The organism is Pseudomonas sivasensis (genome assembly GCF_052938085.1).
This window is the reverse complement of record NZ_CP176442.1, coordinates 1482926-1500296: the sequence shown is the minus strand read 5'-3', so window position 1 is coordinate 1500296 and position 17371 is coordinate 1482926. Positions and strand designations below refer to the sequence as shown.

General features: G+C 59.5%; 15 protein-coding genes. 6 read left to right on the top strand and 9 right to left on the bottom strand.

Features of this window, described 5'->3' with window-relative positions:
• The first annotated feature begins 4 nt into the window (after positions 1–4).
• Entirely contained in the window at positions 5–1309 is a 1305-nt protein-coding gene (guaD, locus tag ACKZ62_RS07105) for a guanine deaminase (RefSeq protein WP_095185354.1), read from the top strand.
• A gap of 138 nt (positions 1310–1447) precedes the next feature.
• On the opposite strand, the gene ACKZ62_RS07100 is transcribed toward guaD, so the two are convergent.
• Complete coding sequence (locus ACKZ62_RS07100; RefSeq protein WP_017134778.1) at positions 1448–2212, bottom strand: GntR family transcriptional regulator; 765 nt, start codon at positions 2210–2212, stop codon at positions 1448–1450.
• Positions 2213–2438: 226 nt separating this feature from the next.
• Between ACKZ62_RS07100 and ACKZ62_RS07095 the strand changes: the two genes are divergently transcribed.
• Positions 2439–3629, top strand: coding sequence for a benzoate/H(+) symporter BenE family transporter (locus ACKZ62_RS07095; protein ID WP_447096477.1), 1191 nt, complete (start codon positions 2439–2441; stop codon positions 3627–3629).
• A gap of 37 nt (positions 3630–3666) precedes the next feature.
• Here ACKZ62_RS07095 and ACKZ62_RS07090 read toward each other — a convergent pair whose 3' ends face one another.
• Positions 3667–4011 carry a YggL family protein gene (locus ACKZ62_RS07090; RefSeq protein WP_016979277.1) on the bottom strand — a complete coding sequence of 115 codons (345 nt, stop codon included), beginning with the start codon at positions 4009–4011 and terminating at the stop codon, positions 3667–3669.
• A 238-nt stretch (positions 4012–4249) separates the two neighbouring features.
• Here ACKZ62_RS07090 and dacB point away from each other — a divergent pair, with 238 nt between their 5' ends.
• Positions 4250–5710, top strand: a complete 1461-nt coding sequence (dacB, locus tag ACKZ62_RS07085; protein WP_095185352.1) for a D-alanyl-D-alanine carboxypeptidase/D-alanyl-D-alanine endopeptidase — start codon at positions 4250–4252, stop codon at positions 5708–5710.
• Positions 5711–5762: 52 nt separating this feature from the next.
• On the opposite strand, the gene ACKZ62_RS07080 is transcribed toward dacB, so the two are convergent.
• Both ACKZ62_RS07080 and rlmKL read right to left on the bottom strand, forming a co-directional pair.
• Positions 5763–8159 (bottom strand): sensor domain-containing diguanylate cyclase, encoded by a 2397-nt coding sequence (locus ACKZ62_RS07080; protein ID WP_447096476.1) that lies wholly within the window; start codon positions 8157–8159, stop codon positions 5763–5765.
• Positions 8160–8296: 137 nt separating this feature from the next.
• Positions 8297–10564 (bottom strand): bifunctional 23S rRNA (guanine(2069)-N(7))-methyltransferase RlmK/23S rRNA (guanine(2445)-N(2))-methyltransferase RlmL, encoded by a 2268-nt coding sequence (gene rlmKL / locus ACKZ62_RS07075; protein WP_032887613.1) that lies wholly within the window; start codon positions 10562–10564, stop codon positions 8297–8299.
• A 532-nt stretch (positions 10565–11096) separates the two neighbouring features.
• Here rlmKL and rmf point away from each other — a divergent pair.
• Positions 11097–11312 (top strand): ribosome modulation factor, encoded by a 216-nt coding sequence (rmf, locus tag ACKZ62_RS07070; protein WP_002553055.1) that lies wholly within the window; start codon positions 11097–11099, stop codon positions 11310–11312.
• Between the two features lie 123 nt (positions 11313–11435).
• Here the strand turns inward: rmf and ACKZ62_RS07065 are convergent, their stop codons facing one another.
• The 5 genes from ACKZ62_RS07065 to sctC form a co-directional block, all read right to left on the bottom strand.
• Entirely contained in the window at positions 11436–12455 is a 1020-nt protein-coding gene (locus ACKZ62_RS07065) for a quinone-dependent dihydroorotate dehydrogenase (protein ID WP_095185350.1), read from the bottom strand.
• Positions 12456–12541: 86 nt separating this feature from the next.
• Positions 12542–13003 (bottom strand): transglycosylase SLT domain-containing protein, encoded by a 462-nt coding sequence (locus tag ACKZ62_RS07060; protein WP_032888087.1) that lies wholly within the window; start codon positions 13001–13003, stop codon positions 12542–12544.
• The gene (locus tag ACKZ62_RS07055) at positions 12996–13394 is read right to left on the bottom strand and encodes a winged helix-turn-helix domain-containing protein (protein WP_032888085.1); all 399 of its coding nucleotides are present in this window, start codon (positions 13392–13394) and stop codon (positions 12996–12998) included. Before ACKZ62_RS07055 ends, ACKZ62_RS07060 begins: the two co-directional genes overlap by 8 nt.
• A gap of 142 nt (positions 13395–13536) precedes the next feature.
• Positions 13537–13761: a FliM/FliN family flagellar motor switch protein gene (locus ACKZ62_RS07050; RefSeq protein ID WP_032887609.1), complete on the bottom strand. Its 225-nt coding sequence runs from the start codon at positions 13759–13761 to the stop codon at positions 13537–13539.
• Between the two features lie 15 nt (positions 13762–13776).
• Positions 13777–15225 (bottom strand): type III secretion system outer membrane ring subunit SctC, encoded by a 1449-nt coding sequence (gene sctC, locus ACKZ62_RS07045; RefSeq protein WP_447096475.1) that lies wholly within the window; start codon positions 15223–15225, stop codon positions 13777–13779.
• Between the two features lie 249 nt (positions 15226–15474).
• On the opposite strand from sctC, the gene ACKZ62_RS07040 reads away from it, so the two are divergent.
• Complete coding sequence (locus tag ACKZ62_RS07040; RefSeq protein WP_099602942.1) at positions 15475–16701, top strand: CmpA/NrtA family ABC transporter substrate-binding protein; 1227 nt, start codon at positions 15475–15477, stop codon at positions 16699–16701.
• 13 nt (positions 16702–16714) lie between these two features.
• Positions 16715–17290 carry an ANTAR domain-containing response regulator gene (locus ACKZ62_RS07035; protein ID WP_032887604.1) on the top strand — a complete coding sequence of 192 codons (576 nt, stop codon included), beginning with the start codon at positions 16715–16717 and terminating at the stop codon, positions 17288–17290.
• The last annotated feature ends 81 nt before the right edge of the window (positions 17291–17371 follow it).

Sequence of the window (17371 nt, the reverse complement as noted above, 5' to 3'; positions counted from 1 at the left end):
AACCATGCCTTTGACTCGCAAAGCCTACCGTGCCGCCATCCTGCACAGCATCGCCGACCCCGCCATCGTTGGGATCGAAGCGTCCTATGAGTATTTCGAAGACGGCCTGCTGGTGATCGACAACGGCCAGATCAGCGCTGTCGGCCATGCTGGCGACCTGCTGCCGACCCTGCCGGCCGACATCGAAGTCACCCATTACCAGGACGCGCTGATCACCCCAGGCCTGATCGACACCCATATCCACCTGCCGCAGACCGGCATGGTCGGTGCTTATGGCGAGCAGTTGCTGGACTGGCTCAACACCTACACCTTCCCGTGTGAAAGCCAATTTGCCGACAAGGCCCACGCCGACGAAGTCTCGGATATTTTCATCAAGGAACTGCTGCGCAACGGCACCACCACGGCGCTGGTGTTCGGCAGCGTGCATCCGCAGTCCGTGAACTCATTCTTCGAAGCGGCCGAGAAACTCGACCTGCGCATGATCGCTGGCAAAGTGATGATGGACCGCAACGCACCGGACTACCTCACCGACACTGCCGAAACCGGCTACCAGGAAAGCAAGACGCTCATCGAGCGCTGGCACGGTAAGGGCCGTCTGCACTATGCCGTCACGCCGCGATTCGCACCGACCAGCACGCCGGAACAACTGGCATTGGCCGGGCAACTGCTGGGCGAGTACCCGGACCTGTACATGCAGACGCACATCAGTGAGAACAAGCAGGAAGTCGAATGGGTGAAGGAGTTGTTCCCGGAGCGCAAAGGCTATCTGGATGTTTACGACCACTACAACCTGCTGGGCGAGCGTTCGGTATTTGCCCACGGCGTGCACCTGTGTGATGACGAGTGCGCGCGGCTGGCAGAGACGGGCTCGGCGGTGGCGTTCTGCCCGACGTCGAACTTCTTCCTCGGCAGTGGGTTGTTCAACCTGCCAATGGCCGAGAAGCACAAGTTGAATGTGGGCCTGGGCACTGATGTGGGCGGCGGCACCAGTTTCTCGCTGCTGCAAACGTTGAACGAAGCGTACAAGGTCATGCAACTACAAGGGGCGCGGTTGAGCCCGTTCAAATCGCTGTACCTGGCGACCCTCGGCGGAGCGCGTGCACTGCGCCTGGAGGACAAGATCGGCACGTTGCAGCCGGGCACGGATGCGGACTTTTTGGTGTTGGATTACAACGCCACGCCGCTGCTCAGCTATCGCTTGAAACAGGCGAACAACATTGCCGAGACGTTGTTTGTGTTGATGACGCTGGGGGATGATCGGACGGTGTTGCAGACCTACGCTGCCGGCCAACTCGTGCACCAACGCTGATCTCAACCGCTACACAAAACCAAACGTGGGAGGGAGCTTGCTCCCGATGGCAGTGGTTCAGTTAGTCATGTGTTAACTGATCCAGCGCTATCGGGAGCAAGCCCCCTCCCACATTTGTTTCCGGGTGAAACGGGGAAATTACAGTTTGACCGAAGAACGCCCCGGCTTTTTGGTCTGGAGCAAATGCGAAAACACCGCATGCAAATCATCCGACGCACTTTCCTCGTCGAGGTTGAGCTTGCTGTCGATGTGATCCATGTGATGCATCATCAAATTCACCGCCAGTGTCGCGTCCCGCGCTTCAATCGCGTCGATCAACTGGGTGTGCTCATCATACGAACAGTGCGAGCGGTTGCCGCTTTCGTACTGGGCGATGATCAGTGAGGTCTGGGACACCAGGCTGCGCTGGAAGCTGATCAGCGGCGCGTTCTTTGCCGCTTCGGCCAGCTTGAGGTGGAATTCGCCGGAGAGGCGGATACCCGCACCGCGATCACCACGGGAGAAACTGTCGCGCTCGTCGTTGACCATCTGGCGCAGCTCGGCCAGTTGTTCGGCGGTAGCATGCTGCACCGCCAACTCAGTGATCGCCCGCTCCACCAGGCGCCGTGCCAGGAACACTTGGCGCGCCTCTTCCACACTTGGACTCGCCACCACCGCGCCGCGATTGGGCCGCAGCAGCACGACGCCTTCATGGGCCAGGCGCGACAGTGCGCGACGAATGATGGTGCGGCTTACGCCGAAGATTTCGCCCAGTGCTTCTTCGCTCAATTTGGTGCCGGGCGCCAGGCGTTGTTCGAGGATGGCCTCGAAGATATGCGCATAGACGATATCGTCCTGGGTTCCGCTGCGACCGGCCTTGCCGGCTCGCGGTTGTTTCTTGAGAGGTTGCAACTGTTCGTTCATGGGCACTCGGGTTTGGAGAACGGCGGCGAATTAACGGTAATACGGCAAGCGAGGGTCGCTGGCAAGTATCACCTAAAAACACGGCACATTGTACACAACCCAATGCGCCAACACACTGTACGGCTGATTGCGCCGGCGGCTGTATTGCAATGAGTAGTTACGTTTGAGTTTAGGCTTGAATCTGCGCCGTCACCGGCAAATACCCAGGTAAAAGGAACACCTCTCCATGACCGAAGCCACTCAAGCGCCTTTGCGCCCGCTGGCCGACACTTCTCCATCGGCCATCGTCGCGGGTTTCATTGCGATGATGACCGGCTACACCAGTTCCCTGGTGCTGATGTTCCAAGCCGGGCAAGCCGCCGGCTTGACCACCGCGCAGATTTCCTCATGGATCTGGGCAATTTCCATCGGCATGGCGGTGTGCAGCATCGGCCTGTCCCTGCGCTATCGCACACCGATCACCATTGCCTGGTCCACGCCTGGCGCGGCGCTGTTGATCACCAGCCTGGGCGGCGTGAGTTATGGCGAAGCCATCGGTGCCTATATCACCTGTGCGGTGCTGGTGACGATCTGCGGGCTGACCGGCAGCTTTGAAAAACTGGTCAAACGCATTCCTGCCTCACTGGCGGCGGCCTTATTGGCAGGGATCCTGTTCAAGATCGGCAGCGAGATTTTCGTTGCCGCTCAGCATCGCACCGGCCTGGTGCTGGGGATGTTCTTCACGTATCTGATCATTAAGCGTCTGTCGCCACGTTATGCGGTGCTGGCCGCGCTGGTGATCGGCACCGCGCTGTCCGGGGTCATGGGGCTGTTGGATTTCAGCGGCTTTCACCTGGAAGTCGCGACGCCGGTCTGGACCACGCCGCACTTCTCACTGGCCGCGACGATCAGCATCGGCATTCCGCTGTTTGTGGTGGCAATGACTTCGCAAAACATGCCCGGCGTCGCCGTGTTGCGCGCCGACGGCTACAACGTGCCGGCATCACCACTGATCACAGCCACCGGCCTGGCCTCGCTGGTACTGGCACCTTTTGGCTCCCATGGCATCAACCTGGCGGCGATCAGCGCAGCCATCTGCACCGGGCCCCATGCCCACGGAGACCGCAACAAACGCTACACCGCGGCCGTGTGGTGCGGGGTTTTCTACGGGGTTGCAGGCGTGTTCGGCGCCACGTTGGCGGCATTGTTCGCAGCATTGCCCAAGGAGCTGGTGCTGTCGATTGCGGCATTGGCGTTGTTTGGCTCGATCATCAACGGCTTGAGTATCGCCATGAATGAGCCGAAGGAACGGGAAGCGGCGCTGATCACCTTTATGGTCACCGCGTCAGGCTTGACGTTGTTTTCCATCGGGTCGGCGTTCTGGGGGATTGTGGCGGGGGTATTGACGCTGCTGATTCTGAACTGGCGCAAGGCATAAAAAAACGGCGACCCTCAGGTCGCCGTTTTTTTCAGTATCACTTAGCCGCGTTGATCGGCTTTTCCGGATACCACACGTCCAGCAACGGGCTGACTTCAGCCTTGGTCAGCTCGGAACGGGTTTTCAGCCAGGCTTCAACAGCAGCGCGCTGCTCTTCGGAGACCGAGCCACGCTTCTGCAGGCAAACCAGACCGAAGTCATCGCCGCCGACATAGCCCAGACCGTTGGCTTCCATGGCTTCTTTGATGAATGCTTCGAGGAAAGCGTCGATAGCTTCTTCACTCAGGCCTTCGTTGAAGTCCAGGTTCAGTTCGAAACCCAGCTCTTGAAATTCATCAACGCACAGTTTTTTGCGCAGACGCTGGGAACGGTTAGTCGCCATTGGAACAATCCTCATAAGTAATAACGGGCGGCACTTTAGCAGTTTAAGGCGACGATTGCCCGACTCTCTGGGACAGGCGGCACTTTGCCTGTAAAAAAAACGCTGATTTCCAGCTATGGTTCAGCCACAAGCGCGCCCACCTTGGGGCATAATGCCGACACTTTCATGACCAATGAGGGATTTTTCCTATTTACCCCTCGCCTTTTTCACCCTCCTCAGCAGTAGGGTTTCATTTCTTATGATCAAATCTTTACGTTCACTCTTGCTAGCCGGTCTCCTCTTGCCACTGGCCCTCAGCGCCACAGCTGCCCCAGTCAATAACACCCTCCCCCCGAATGTTCAGCAGGCCCTGGCCAAAGCCAAGCTGCAAAACACCGCGCTGTCACTGGTGATGATCCCCCTGAACGGCCCTGGCACCCCCACCGTCTTCAACGCTGACGTCTCGGTAAACCCCGCTTCCACCATGAAGCTGGTTACCACCTACGCCGCCTTGGAAATGCTCGGCCCTAACCACCAGTGGAAAACCGAGTTCTATACCGACGGCACCCTCAGCGGCGGCGTGTTGCATGGCAACCTTTACCTCAAGGGCGGCGGTGATCCCAAGCTGAATATGGAAAAACTCTGGCTGTTGATGCGCGACCTGCGCGCCAATGGCGTACAGCAAGTCACTGGCGACCTGGTGTTGGACCGTGGCTTCTTTATCCCGCCACAACTGCCGGAATTCAATGACGACGGCAACGACGAGAACAAGCCCTTCTTGGTTAAGCCCGACGCCCTGCTGGTCAACCTCAAGGCCCTGCGCTTTGTGACCCGCAACGACTCAGGCCGTGTGATCGTATCGGTGGAGCCGCCGATCGCCAGTATTCGCATCGACAATCAGGTCAAGGTTTCCAACGCCAAGCAATGCACCGGCGACGTGCGCTACAACCCGGTCACTGCCGCCGATGGCAGCGTGACGGTCACCGTCAGTGGCCAACTGGGCGACGGCTGCAGCTCCCAGACGTACCTGTCACTGCTCGACCATGCCACCTATACCGCCGGCGCCGTGCGGGCAATCTGGCAGGAGTTGGGCGGCAGCATCCAGGGCCGTGATATCCAGGCACCCGTGCCCAAGGATGCCAAGGTGTTGGCCCGCGCATTCTCGCCGGACCTGGCGGAAATCATCCGCGACATCAACAAATACAGTAACAACACCATGGCGCAGCAGTTGTTCCTGAGCCTGGGCGCGCAGTTTCGCAACGATGCCGACGGCGACGACGCCAAGGCCGCGCAACGTGTAGTGCGTCAGTGGCTGGCGAAAAAAGGTATCACTGCACCACATCTGGTGATGGAGAACGGCTCCGGGCTGTCCCGTGCCGAACGGGTCAGCGCCCGCGAGATGGCCGCGATGCTGCAAGCCGCCTGGAAAAGCCCCTACGCTGCCGAATACATCAGTTCGATGCCGATTGCCGGCACCGACGGCACCATGCGCAAACGCCTGAAGACCACTGCGATGCGCGGCGAAGCCCACGTCAAGACCGGCACCTTGAACACCGTACGCGCCATTGCCGGGTTCAGCCGCGACAACAACGGCAATACCTGGGCGGTGGTGGCGATTCTCAACGATCCGAAGCCATGGGGCGCTTCGTCGGTGCTGGATCAGGTGCTGCTGGACCTGTATCGCCAACCTAAATTGGCGGCTTCAGCCCCAGTACTCTGACGCTGAACTGGGGCCTGTGGTGAGCGGCTTGCCCGCTCACCACAAAGGTCACTCAACACAGCGGCGTCGCCTCTACCCGATCCCTGCCCGCCTGCTTGGCTACATAAACGGCCGAGTCGGCGCGCAGCAACAACCCATCAATACCTTCGTCGATCCGCCAACTGGCCACACCAAAGCTGGCAGTGACGATGCCCACCGCGTCCATAGGCTCGTTGCGCAGCGACTGCCACAATTCCATCGCCAGGCTGTAGGCCTGTTCGCCACCGGTGTTGGGGCAGAGCACCATGAATTCCTCGCCACCCAGCCGACAGAAGACATCGGAACGACGCAAGCGTTGGCCGATGCGTTTGCACAACTCCTGTAACACCGCGTCGCCGACCGCGTGACCATGCTTGTCGTTGATGCGCTTGAAGTGATCGATATCGAGCATGATCACCGACAATGCCCCGCTGGTCCGATTGAGCCTCACCATCTCGGCCCTGAGTCGGTCCTGAAAATAGCGTCGATTGTGAATTCCGGTCAGGGAATCAGTGATGGACAGTGCGCGTAGCTCCTCTTCAACCCGCTTCAAATCGGAAATGTCCGACACGTAGCCATGCCACAGCGTACCGCCACCCGGTAACTCTTCCGGTGTGGCTTCGCCGCGAATCCAGCGCAGACCCCGTTGTGGCAACTGCACCCGGTACTCTTCGCGCCAATGGCTCAACTGCAACGCCGACAGGCGAATCGAGGCTCGTACCCGCTCCACGTCCAGCGGGTGGATACGCTCGAAAACTTTCTTCGCGTCCTGCTGCAACACACCGGTTTCGATTTCATAAATGTCGCGCATACCATCGCTGGCATAGATGAACCGCCAGTTTTCGCGGGGTTCCAGGGTGAACTGGAAAATACCGCCGGGCACATGGGCGCTGAGTTTCTTGAGCAGGCGGTCACGGGCCGCCAATGCTTCGTAAGCGCGTTTTTGCTCGGTAATGTCCAGGTAAATCGCCAAGTGCCCGATCCACAAACCGTGATCATCCAGCAACACAGTGACCAGCATGTTCACAGTCAACTGGCTGCGATCCTCGCGCACCAAGGTCCATTCCCGGGCTTCGTGCAGGTTATCCGGGCTCTCGACCAGCATCGCCTGACTGGCAGGGATTCGCTTGCCCAAGGCCACGCTCAGGCTAGCTGCACGGGCTTCCAGTTCCGACGCCAAGTGCAAGCTTTCCAGGGTCAACTTACCCACCACCTGCTCGGCTGAGAACCCGAGCATTTGTTCGGCACCGGCATTGAAGGTGTTGATGACGCCGCGTAAGTCGGTGGCAATGATGGCGACCTGGGTCGCCGCATTCAGCACGCTGCGCAGTTGGCCATGGGCACCGCGTAACTCCTGCTCACGCAGGCGCAACTGCACGGTACGCTGTTCCACCAGCTTCACGGCGCGCTGGCGTTGGCTCACCAGCACATAGAGCAAAGCGCTGAGCAACAGGCTGAGCAACCCGCCCATCGTCAGGATCGTGATCAACGAAGAATGGTTAGTCTGGTCGAACACCTGGCTCGGACGCAGGGTCAGGGCATAAACGTGGTCCCCCAAGGTAAGACGGCGCGCACCGATCAGGTCGCCGTTTGCCACGCTATTGCTCGATTCGTAGAGCACACGTTTCTGTAGGTCGGAGGTATCGACGATCTGCATCACCAGGTTGTCCCGTTCCGGCTTGGGCAAGCCGTCAGCTACTAACTGGCGCATGCTGATCACGGCCATCACGTAGCCAAAGGGCTCATGCTGGGACTGCTCGGAAGTGGACAGGTGACTGACCGGCGCCACCAGCAATACCCCAGTGGCATAAGCAGGCTCAACGCCTACCAGTTGCATGGGCTGGGAAACCGCCAGCTTGCCGCTTTTTTGTGCGCGCTCAAGGGCTGAGCGCCGCAGGGGCTGGGCCAGCAGATCAAAACCCAGTGGCGAGCCCAGCAGACTTTGAGTCTGGCTGTAGAGCACTGGCACGTATTCATCTCGCTCGGGCGCCGGGGCCAGTTCTCCGGCGCTATTTAACTCACGGATGACAAAGGGCGCACCACGCTGGCGGGACACCTCTTGTTCGAACTGGCTGCGTTGATCGCGAGACACGCGCGGCGCCCAGGCGTAGGCCCGGGTGCGCAATAGCAAAGGCTGGGCGAAACCATCGAATTCTTCACGGGACACATCGTCGGAATTGACGAAGAACCGCCGCAGGCTGTTCAAGCGCTGTTCCTGATCTTCGAAGCGTTCCTGCAGGCGGGTATACCGCTCGTTGACCAGCAACTGGAAACGCTGGCGCACCTGTTGTTGATAGAGATCGAAGGACGCCCAGGCGACGATGAGCGTCAGGGTACAGCCCGCCAGAAACACCACCAATGCCACCAGCCAAGCCGACGCCTGTTCACTGATAAAGCCTAGGATTTTCGGGCGAACGGCTTGCATCGGCATAAGCAACACTCACAACGCCAGCGTGCGGGGGTGTCACTTTGGCTAGGCCTTAAGTTATAGCTATCGGCCCAGAGTTTGACCAGCGTAAAAAAGCCGCAAGACCGGATTAAACCAGGCTTGCGGCTTCAGGCTGTTGGTTAACCGCGAGCGGTGATTTTCCAGGCCCGATGGATCTTGGCGTTGCGCGCAAAATCCGGATCGATGGTCTTGTCGCTGATTTCCTCGACCGTGTAGCGCTCGCTGAGGTTTTCCTCCAGCGCGAACTTGCGGAAGTTGTTCGAGAAATACAGCACACCACCCGGTGCCAGGCGTGCCATCGCCAGGTCCAGCAACTGCACGTGGTCACGCTGCACGTCGAAAATGCCTTCCATGCGCTTGGAATTGGAGAAGGTCGGCGGGTCGATGAAGATCATGTCGAACTCATCGCGGCTGGCCTCCAGCCAGGCCATCACGTCACCCTGCTCCAGGCGGTTCTTGTCGGAGAACCCGTTGAGGGAGAAGTTGCGACGCGCCCAGTCCAGATAGGTCTTGGACAGGTCAACGCTGGTGGTGCTGCGCGCGCCACCCTTGGCTGCATGCACACTGGCGGTGGCGGTGTAGCAATACAGGTTAAGGAAACGCTTGCCGGCCGCTTCCTTCTGGATACGCATGCGCATCGGGCGATGGTCTAGGAACAGGCCGGTGTCGAGATAATCGGTGAGGTTGACCAGCAGCTTCACGCCGCCTTCACTGACTTCGGTGAACTTGCCTTGGGCGCTCTGGCGCTCGTACTGCTTGGTGCCGCTCTGGCGCTCACGACGCTTGACCACCACGCGGCTCTTGTCGATGTTCAGCGCCTGAGGGATCGCCGCCAGCGCATCGAACATACGTGCAGAGGCTTTTTCCGGGTCAATGGACTTCGGCGCGGCATATTCCTGCACATGCACCCAATCGTGGTACAGGTCGATGGCCATGGAGTATTCGGGCATATCGGCGTCGTACACGCGATAGCAATCCACCCCTTCACGCTTGGCCCACTTGCCCAGCAGCTTGAGGTTCTTCTGCAGGCGGTTGGCGAACATCTGCCCGCCTTCGCTCAGGCGCGCCTGCTCGACCACTGGGGCCGGGGCTGGCTTGATCGGGTTGCCGTTCTTGTTGTACTGGCGCTCTTGTGGCTCGACCGGGGCTTGGTCGTAAACGGCCTGCTCACGTTCAGCCTGGCGCTGTTCCGGGGTACGACGCTCGCCGGTAACGAACTGATCCGGGTTGACCTTGATCAGCAGCAATTTGCACGGCAACGCGCCGTTCCAGAACGAATACTGCTTGTGGCTGCGAATGCCCATGCGCTTGCCCAGGTCCGGTGCGCCGGTGAACACCGCGGCTTCCCAGCCCATGCAGGCCTGGCGCAGACGCTCGCCGAGGTTCTGGTAGAGGTACAACAGGCTGGCTTCGTCACCCAGACGCTCGCCGTAGGGCGGGTTGCAGATCACCAGGCCTTTCTGGTTCTGGTCCGGGCGCGGCTCGAAGGTGCCGACTTCGCCCTGGTACACCTTGATCCAATGGCTCAGACCAGCACGCTCGATGTTGTTGCGCGCGGGCTGGATCAGACGGGGGTCAGCCTCGTAGCCACGCACCCACAGCGGGGTTTTGTTCATGCCGATGGCGGCACGTTCAGTGGCTTCTGTATGAAGTTTCTTCCACAGCGCCGGCACGTGGCCAAGCCAGGTGGTGAAGCCCCACAGTTCGCGGTTGAGGTTGGGGGCCATGTCGGCGGCAATCATCGCGCCTTCGACCAGGAAGGTCCCCACACCGCACATCGGGTCAGTCAGCGCGCCGCCTTCGGCAGCAATACGCGGCCAGCCGGCACGAATCAGGATCGCCGCCGCCAGGTTTTCCTTCAACGGCGCCGCGCCCTGCTGCAGGCGGTAGCCGCGCTGGTGCAGGCTGTGGCCGGAAAGGTCGAGGGACAGGATTGCTTCGCCACGGTCCAGGCGCAGGTGAATGCGCAGGTCCGGGTTGATCTTGTCGATGGACGGGCGTTCGCCGGTCGGGGTACGCAGCTTGTCGACGATCGCGTCCTTGACCTTCAGCGCGCCGAAGTGGGTGTTGTCGATGCCCGAACCGTGACCGCTGAACTCCACCGCCAGGGTGCCGTCGGAGACCATGTGGTCGGCCCATTCGATGTCCAGCACGCCGTGGTAGAGGTCTTCGGCATCCTTCATCGGGAAGCGCTTGAGCACCAGCAACACGCGGTTGGCCAGGCGCGACCAGAGGCACAGGCGATAGGCGGTTTCCATGTCGGCCATGCCGCGCACGGCCGAGGTGTGCTCGCGGGCTTCCTCAAGGCCAAGCCCGACGGCTTCCTCGATCAGCAGGCCTTCGAGGCCCTTGGGGCAAGTGAGGAAGAGTTCAAAACGGTCCGACATGGGGCATTCCAGGCTTTTCAGCAATAAATGAACGGGCGACGCATCGCCGGTTCGGTTTTCAATCAAGCACTTTTCTCGAAGAGTGCTCGCGTGGCACGAATGTGCCGTCCCACCCCGTCTGACGGGCCCTTGAGCCTTTATTGACGGGGCAGAGTGATTTTTTTAAGCAACAAAAAGAAATATTCCGACCCTTCGTCGAATAGTAACCGACCGCAACGGGCCAGCATTCTCACTAAAGGATTAAACCCATCCTCTTTGCAGGGTGCATCATAGCTGGCTTTGCCTCAAAAAAGGGGCGAAAAGCCATCCCAGCTTATGGCTATAGCATCGTAATCGTTACGTGCTTATGACAAAACGATCATTGAATCCGTGTGACCTATTGGTTAGAACTCAACACAGGTTGGCGCCGTAACGACGCCAACACCTAGGCTCGCCACGCCGGCAGCGAGCCCACCAACGGCAGAAAAACTCTGCCCGGCCTCAGACGAGGCCGAAGGATATCAAGACAGTCAACAAGTGAGGGAAACACCCTATGAGAAGACTTAAGCGTGATCCGTTGGAAAGAGCTTTTTTACGCGGATATCAATATGGCGTTCATGGCAAATCCCGTGAGCTTTGCCCATTTACTCTACCGTCGGTACGCCAAGCCTGGATCAACGGCTGGCGAGAAGGACGAGGCGACAACTGGGACGGTATGACTGGCACTGCGGGAATCCACAGACTCAACGAACTTCACGCCGTCGGCTAATCAAGGGCACTTAATTCCGACACCACCACGAATAGATTACGACTTAACCACGCACGCCCTCTCAAGGCGGCGGGCTTCGGCCCAGGGGCTCCTTTTAAGGAGCCCTTTTTATTGGGCGATCCTTCAACGTAATGCTGCTATCGCATCCACCGATTGACGAATAAGCGCCGGGCCTTTGTAGATAAACCCGGAGTACAACTGCACCAGGCTCGCGCCGGCAGCGATCTTCTCGGCAGCGTGCTTGCCTTCGGTGATACCGCCCACCGCAATGATCGGCAAACGCCCGGCCAACTCAGCAGCCAACACCTTGACGATATGGGTGCTCTTGTCCCGCACCGGCGCACCTGACAGGCCACCGGCTTCGTCGCCATGGGCCAACCCTTCGACGCCGACACGGCTTAGGGTGGTGTTGGTAGCGATCACTGCGTCCATACCCGAATCCACCAGGGCTTGGGCCACCAGTACGGTTTCCTCGTCACTCATGTCCGGGGCGATCTTGATGGCCAGCGGCACGCGCTTGCCATGGCGCACTGCCAAATCTTCCTGGCGCTGGCGCAGGGCTTCGAGCAACTGCTTAAGGGAGTCACCGAACTGCAGGCTGCGCAAGCCCGGTGTGTTCGGCGAGCTGACGTTGACGGTGACATAGCTGGCGTGGGCGTAGACCTTGTCCAGGCAGATCAGGTAGTCGTCCACCGCTCGCTCAACCGGTGTATCAAAGTTCTTGCCGATATTGATGCCGAGGATGCCCTTGTACTTCGCAGCCTCAACCCGCGACAGCAGGTGATCGACGCCGAGGTTGTTGAAACCCATGCGGTTGATGATCGCCTCGGCTTCAGGCAGGCGGAAGATCCGCGGTTTGGGGTTACCGGGCTGCGGCCGTGGCGTCACGGTGCCGATCTCGACAAAACCGAAACCCAGTTGCGCGAAGCCATCGATGGCCGCGCCGTTCTTGTCCAGGCCAGCGGCCAGTCCGACCGGGTTGGGGAAGTCGAGCCCCATCACTGATACCGGCATTTTTGCGGGTGCCTTGCACACCAGGCCGTTGAGCCCCAGGCGGCCACCGGCGCCGATCAGGTCCAGGGACAGATCGTGGGAGGTTTCCGGGGAGAGTTTGAACAACAGCTGGCGGGCCAGGGTATACATGGGCGGGCTAGACTCGGATGGCGGCGAAAGGTGGCGGCGATTATAGCCGGGGTGACGGGGTGCACGCGAGGCGTGCTACCCAAACATCAATAGCGCTGCTGTACGAGCAACTCATAGCGTGCCCAGATTTTCTCTGCATAGCGCATGCGCAATGCGTCGCGCTGAGGGCCTGAGCCGGCGCCAACATTGTAGGAACCTACCGCCGTCCAGTTGTAGCCAAAGCGCTGAATGAAATCGGCCAGTATGGAAGCGCCCACTTCCACTGAGAGGCACGGCTCACTCAACAGCCGCTCCTCGGTAATGCCCAGCTTGAGCAAGCGGGGCAAATGGATACTGTTGATCTGCATCAGGCCGATGTCACGCGTACCATTCTGGTTTGCGTGGTTGATCGCATCTGCACGAAACCCCGACTCCACGGCAGCGATAGCCTGCAGCAATTCAGGCTCGATACCGTAGCGACTGGCGGTTTCCTCCCAGCAGTAGGCAAACGCCTGGTTTGCGCTGATCAATAGGCCGAGCAACAGCAGCCTGCGCCACAGCTTAGCCACGCCTGAGCTGGCCACAGGCCGAACACAGGTGCTGCGCGGCATCCGTATGCCCGGCCCCATGCCGCTCAACGTTCACCGGACAGGTGAAGCGATACCCACGACCGTAGATGGTCTTGATAAAACCCTTGTCGGCTCCAAGATGCTTGCGCAGCGAGTAAATGCAACGGGTCAGTGACTCCTCCGCGACCTCCCCTTGTGGCCAGGCCAGTTCAAGCAAATGATCCTTGGTCATCAGGACACCGCCAGAGGCAAGCAGCAACCGCAAAACATGCAGCTCCTTGGGCGGCAACTGAACATCGCTGACTTTACCGCTTAGACGACCATCGCCATGCAGTATCCACTGGGAGAAATACAGGGAAGTCGCAGTCAACCCATCATTCACGACGGCCATATCCACCTCGGCATCCGACTCATTCCTTATTTCCAGTACTGGCTCTTGTGCCCACGTCATGACTATAAAAAACCGCCTTGCAGCCCACGCTAGGAAAAAACCCATACAGCCGCCGCTTTTCAGCATCACCCTGTAAGACCGTTCATTTACAACTGTCAGATGCCCCTTTTCGATAGACCTCGTGCAATTCAATCCCCAGGCGATCCTCCAACTGCACCAACTCCCCCAACGCCAATAGCCGGCCGTTAACCCGAACCTCCACGCAGTGGTTGATTCCAGGCGCCAATGGCAGCACCTTCCCAGGCGCAAAGGCTGAAAGGCGCCTGAAACTGACCAGTTGTTCCTGTAGAAGAATTTCCATATGCACGGGTTAGCACCTTTTTCACGGAGAGATATCGCGACCCGGGTGCACAAACGCACGTTGCACACGTTCGTATTGCGCCGCAGTCAACGGTGGCGCACCAACGCCTGCCGGTAAGGCCTTCTCGCTACCCACGGCCCGGGACTGAATCACAAACAGACGAACCTTGGCCGAGCCATTTGATACGGCGTTTCGTCCCTGCTCATTGGCCTCACGGCTAAACGGCCCCAACCACAGGCGCTTGCCCTGCGGCACTTGCACCACGCTACTGATACTCACCCGCCCGACCGCGCTCGGTTTGCCGCGCCGACCGGCCTGGCTCATCTGGCGACCATCCTCAACGTGGAGAAGCATCTCGATCTGATTCGCTTCGGCAAAACGCGGCAACACGCTGACTTGGGAGCCGTAATGCACAGGCTTCCAATCAGCATGATCCTGTCCGGGAGCGGGCAGATAGAAGGTGTGGTTATCCTGAAATACCGCTGGCACGTTCTCTTGGGTGAGAATCACCGGTAACGTCATCACTTTCGCTCGCCGCCGATGCTCCAGCGTGGCGATTTGCCCCATCAAGCGGTTATCGTCAATCGGTTCCAGGATTCGCGTGGCCTGACCCTTCGCCTCCTTATCCCAGGCAGGCCCCAGTTTTTTCAGGTCGTCACGCTCCACGTCCACCATCCAGAGCGAGACTTCGACAGACCGCTTGGGTGTGTCCAACTCGGCGATCAATCGCTCGATGAATACCAATTGCTCAGGTTCGCCCTTGATCAGCAGGCTGTTGGTGTCCAAATAGGGGATCACCGCCAGACTCTGGTCGGCCAGTGGTCCGTCCTCCTCAGACGCCAGCAGGGTGTCGATCAGCGACGCGATCCCCGGCACCGTGAGCTTTTCCGGGCCCATGGAGTACACCCGGTCAGCAACATGGGTGTTGAGTACCTGGACGACAGCAAACGCCTGGGTACCCACGCGCAAATCAGCACGTTCAAGGTCCATCAACTGGGCCAGTTGCAACACCTGATCGACATAATTAGGCGGACCCGACAAGGAGAATGTCCGAGCTCCGCTGATCCTAAGGGGGTAGCGCGTTTCATCAACCCCAGAGCGGCGCATGAGGGCACGAAACCTGTCGACGGATATATGCAACAACGTCACGGTCGAGCTTTTTGCTTCGCTGACGTCATAGAGGTAGAGCGCCTGCCCGTCGCCGTACCAGATCAAGCCGTATTGCAATGCAAGCGTCTCCAGGGCGTGTTGAGGTGTATCGAGGTCAATGACTTCACTGATGCGTGTGCGCGCCACTTCACTGCTCACGACAATGGGCAGGCCCATAGGCACGGACAAGGCAGTAAAGACGGTATGCAGGCTCTCGTCCTGCGCCTGATAGGTTTCGCCATGGGCATCGGCACCTCCCAGCATCAGCGCGGCAAGCAGTAGCCAGAGGCAGGGAGTCGTTAAGGGGAAGTCAGCGTACACCGTAGGTTTCCTGGGCGGCCTGGCAGTGAGAGGCGGCCATACTGAGAGGCCGTCCATTTTCAATCTTGATGGAAAGGTGACGGCCGACAGCGCTTCCAGGCCCGTGGCATGTGCCTTGCATTGCACTCGGTATCAGAGCGCACTCCAACGGCGGAGCGAGCTTACGGACAAAGGCGTCGTTACCCGCAATGGCCTTGCATCGCCATCTGAGGGAACGGCGCTTTTTTTTGAAAGAAAAGGTAGGTGTTGATGAACGATTCGGTTGGCAGCAGCCCGACAAGAGACCCACTGGCCTGGGTCAACGGCAGTGATGCTCCGGAAAAGAGCAGCCTCGACCTGGGCTTCATGGCTTTGAGCGACTGCGCCTCCTTGGTGGTGGCGGCAACCCAGGGCTTCGCTCAACCTTATGGCCTGACGCTAAACCTCAAGCGCCAATCCTCGTGGGCCAACCTGCGGGACAAACTGGTCAGCGGTGAACTGGACGCCGCCCACAGCCTGTACGGGTTGATCTATGCCGTTCACTTGGGCATCGGCGGCGTCGCACCCACCGACATGGCCGTGCTGATGGGATTGAACCAGAACGGTCAAAGCATCAACCTGTCCCACGGCCTGCAACGGCAAGGGGTGGTCACTCCTGAGGCATTGGATCGTCACGTGCACCAAAGCCGAACAAAACTGACCTTCGCCCAGACCTTTCCCACAGGTACCCACGCCATGTGGTTGTACTACTGGCTCGCAAGTCAGGGCATTCATCCGTTACAGGATGTGGACAGCGTCGTGGTACCGCCCCCGCAAATGGTTGCGCACCTGCAAGCTGGTCGGATTGATGGCTTTTGCGTCGGAGAACCCTGGAGTGCCAGCGCAGTCGCGCAAAACCAGGGCTTTACACTGGCAACCACCCAAGCGATCTGGCCTAACCATCCAGAAAAGGTGCTCGGCTGCACACAGGCCTTCGTCGACCAATACCCCAACACCGCCCGCGTATTGGTCATGGCTATCCTCGAAGCCAGCCGCTTTATTGAAGAAAGTATCGAAAACCGACGTTCCACCGCGCAGTTGCTCAGCGGCCGCGAGTACCTTGACGCGCCTCTCGACTGCATCGAACCCCGCCTGCTGGGCATTTATGACGATGGCCTGGGCAACCACTGGCAGGATCCCCATGCCCTGCGCTTTTTCGCCGATGGCGAAGTGAACCTGCCATACCTCTGCGATGGCATGTGGTTCATGACCCAGTTTCGACGCTGGGGCCTGCTGCGCGAAGACCCTGATTACCTGGGCGTTGCGCGCCAGGTCCAGCAACTGGCGCTTTATCGCCAGGCGGCAGACGCGCTGGGCATCAATGCGCAACGCCAGGACATGCGCAGCAGCCAACTGATCGACGGCAAGGTGTGGGACGGCTCGGACCCCGTCGGCTACGCCCGCAGTTTCCGATTGCATGCCATCGCCGACCACGCCAACCGCCAAGCCTTGCGCTGACAGGAGCACTTCTATGCTGCGAATCCTGTTGATCAATGACACCCCGCGCAAGGTCGGGCGCCTGCGTACGGCGCTGATCGAAGCTGGCTTCGAGGTGATCGATGAGTCCGGCCTGACCATCGACTTGCCGGCACGCGTCGAAACAGTGCGCCCGGATGTGATTCTGATCGATACCGAGTCACCGGGCCGCGATGTGATGGAGCAAGTGGTGCTCGTCAGCCGAGACCAGCCCCGGCCTATCGTGATGTTTACCGACGAGCACGACCCGAACGTGATGCGCCAGGCCATCAAGTCCGGTGTCAGTGCCTATATCGTCGAGGGCATCCAGGCCCAGCGCCTGCAACCGATCCTCGACGTGGCCATGGCCCGCTTTGAAAGCGACCAGGCCTTGCGCGCCCAGCTTCAGGCGCGGGACCAGCAGTTGGCCGAGCGCAAGCGCATCGAACTGGCCAAGGGCATGCTGATGAAAATGAAGGCCTGTAATGAGGAAGAGGCCTACACACTGATGCGCCGCCAAGCCATGAGCCGCCAACAGAAACTGATCCAAGTGGCAGAGCAAATCATCGCCATGAGTGAACTGCTCGGCTGATGTGGCGCGGGACTTGCTAAACAATCATCACAGGTAACCAACGGCGGTTGCCCCTCCACGACAAAGACGTCGCACATCCGG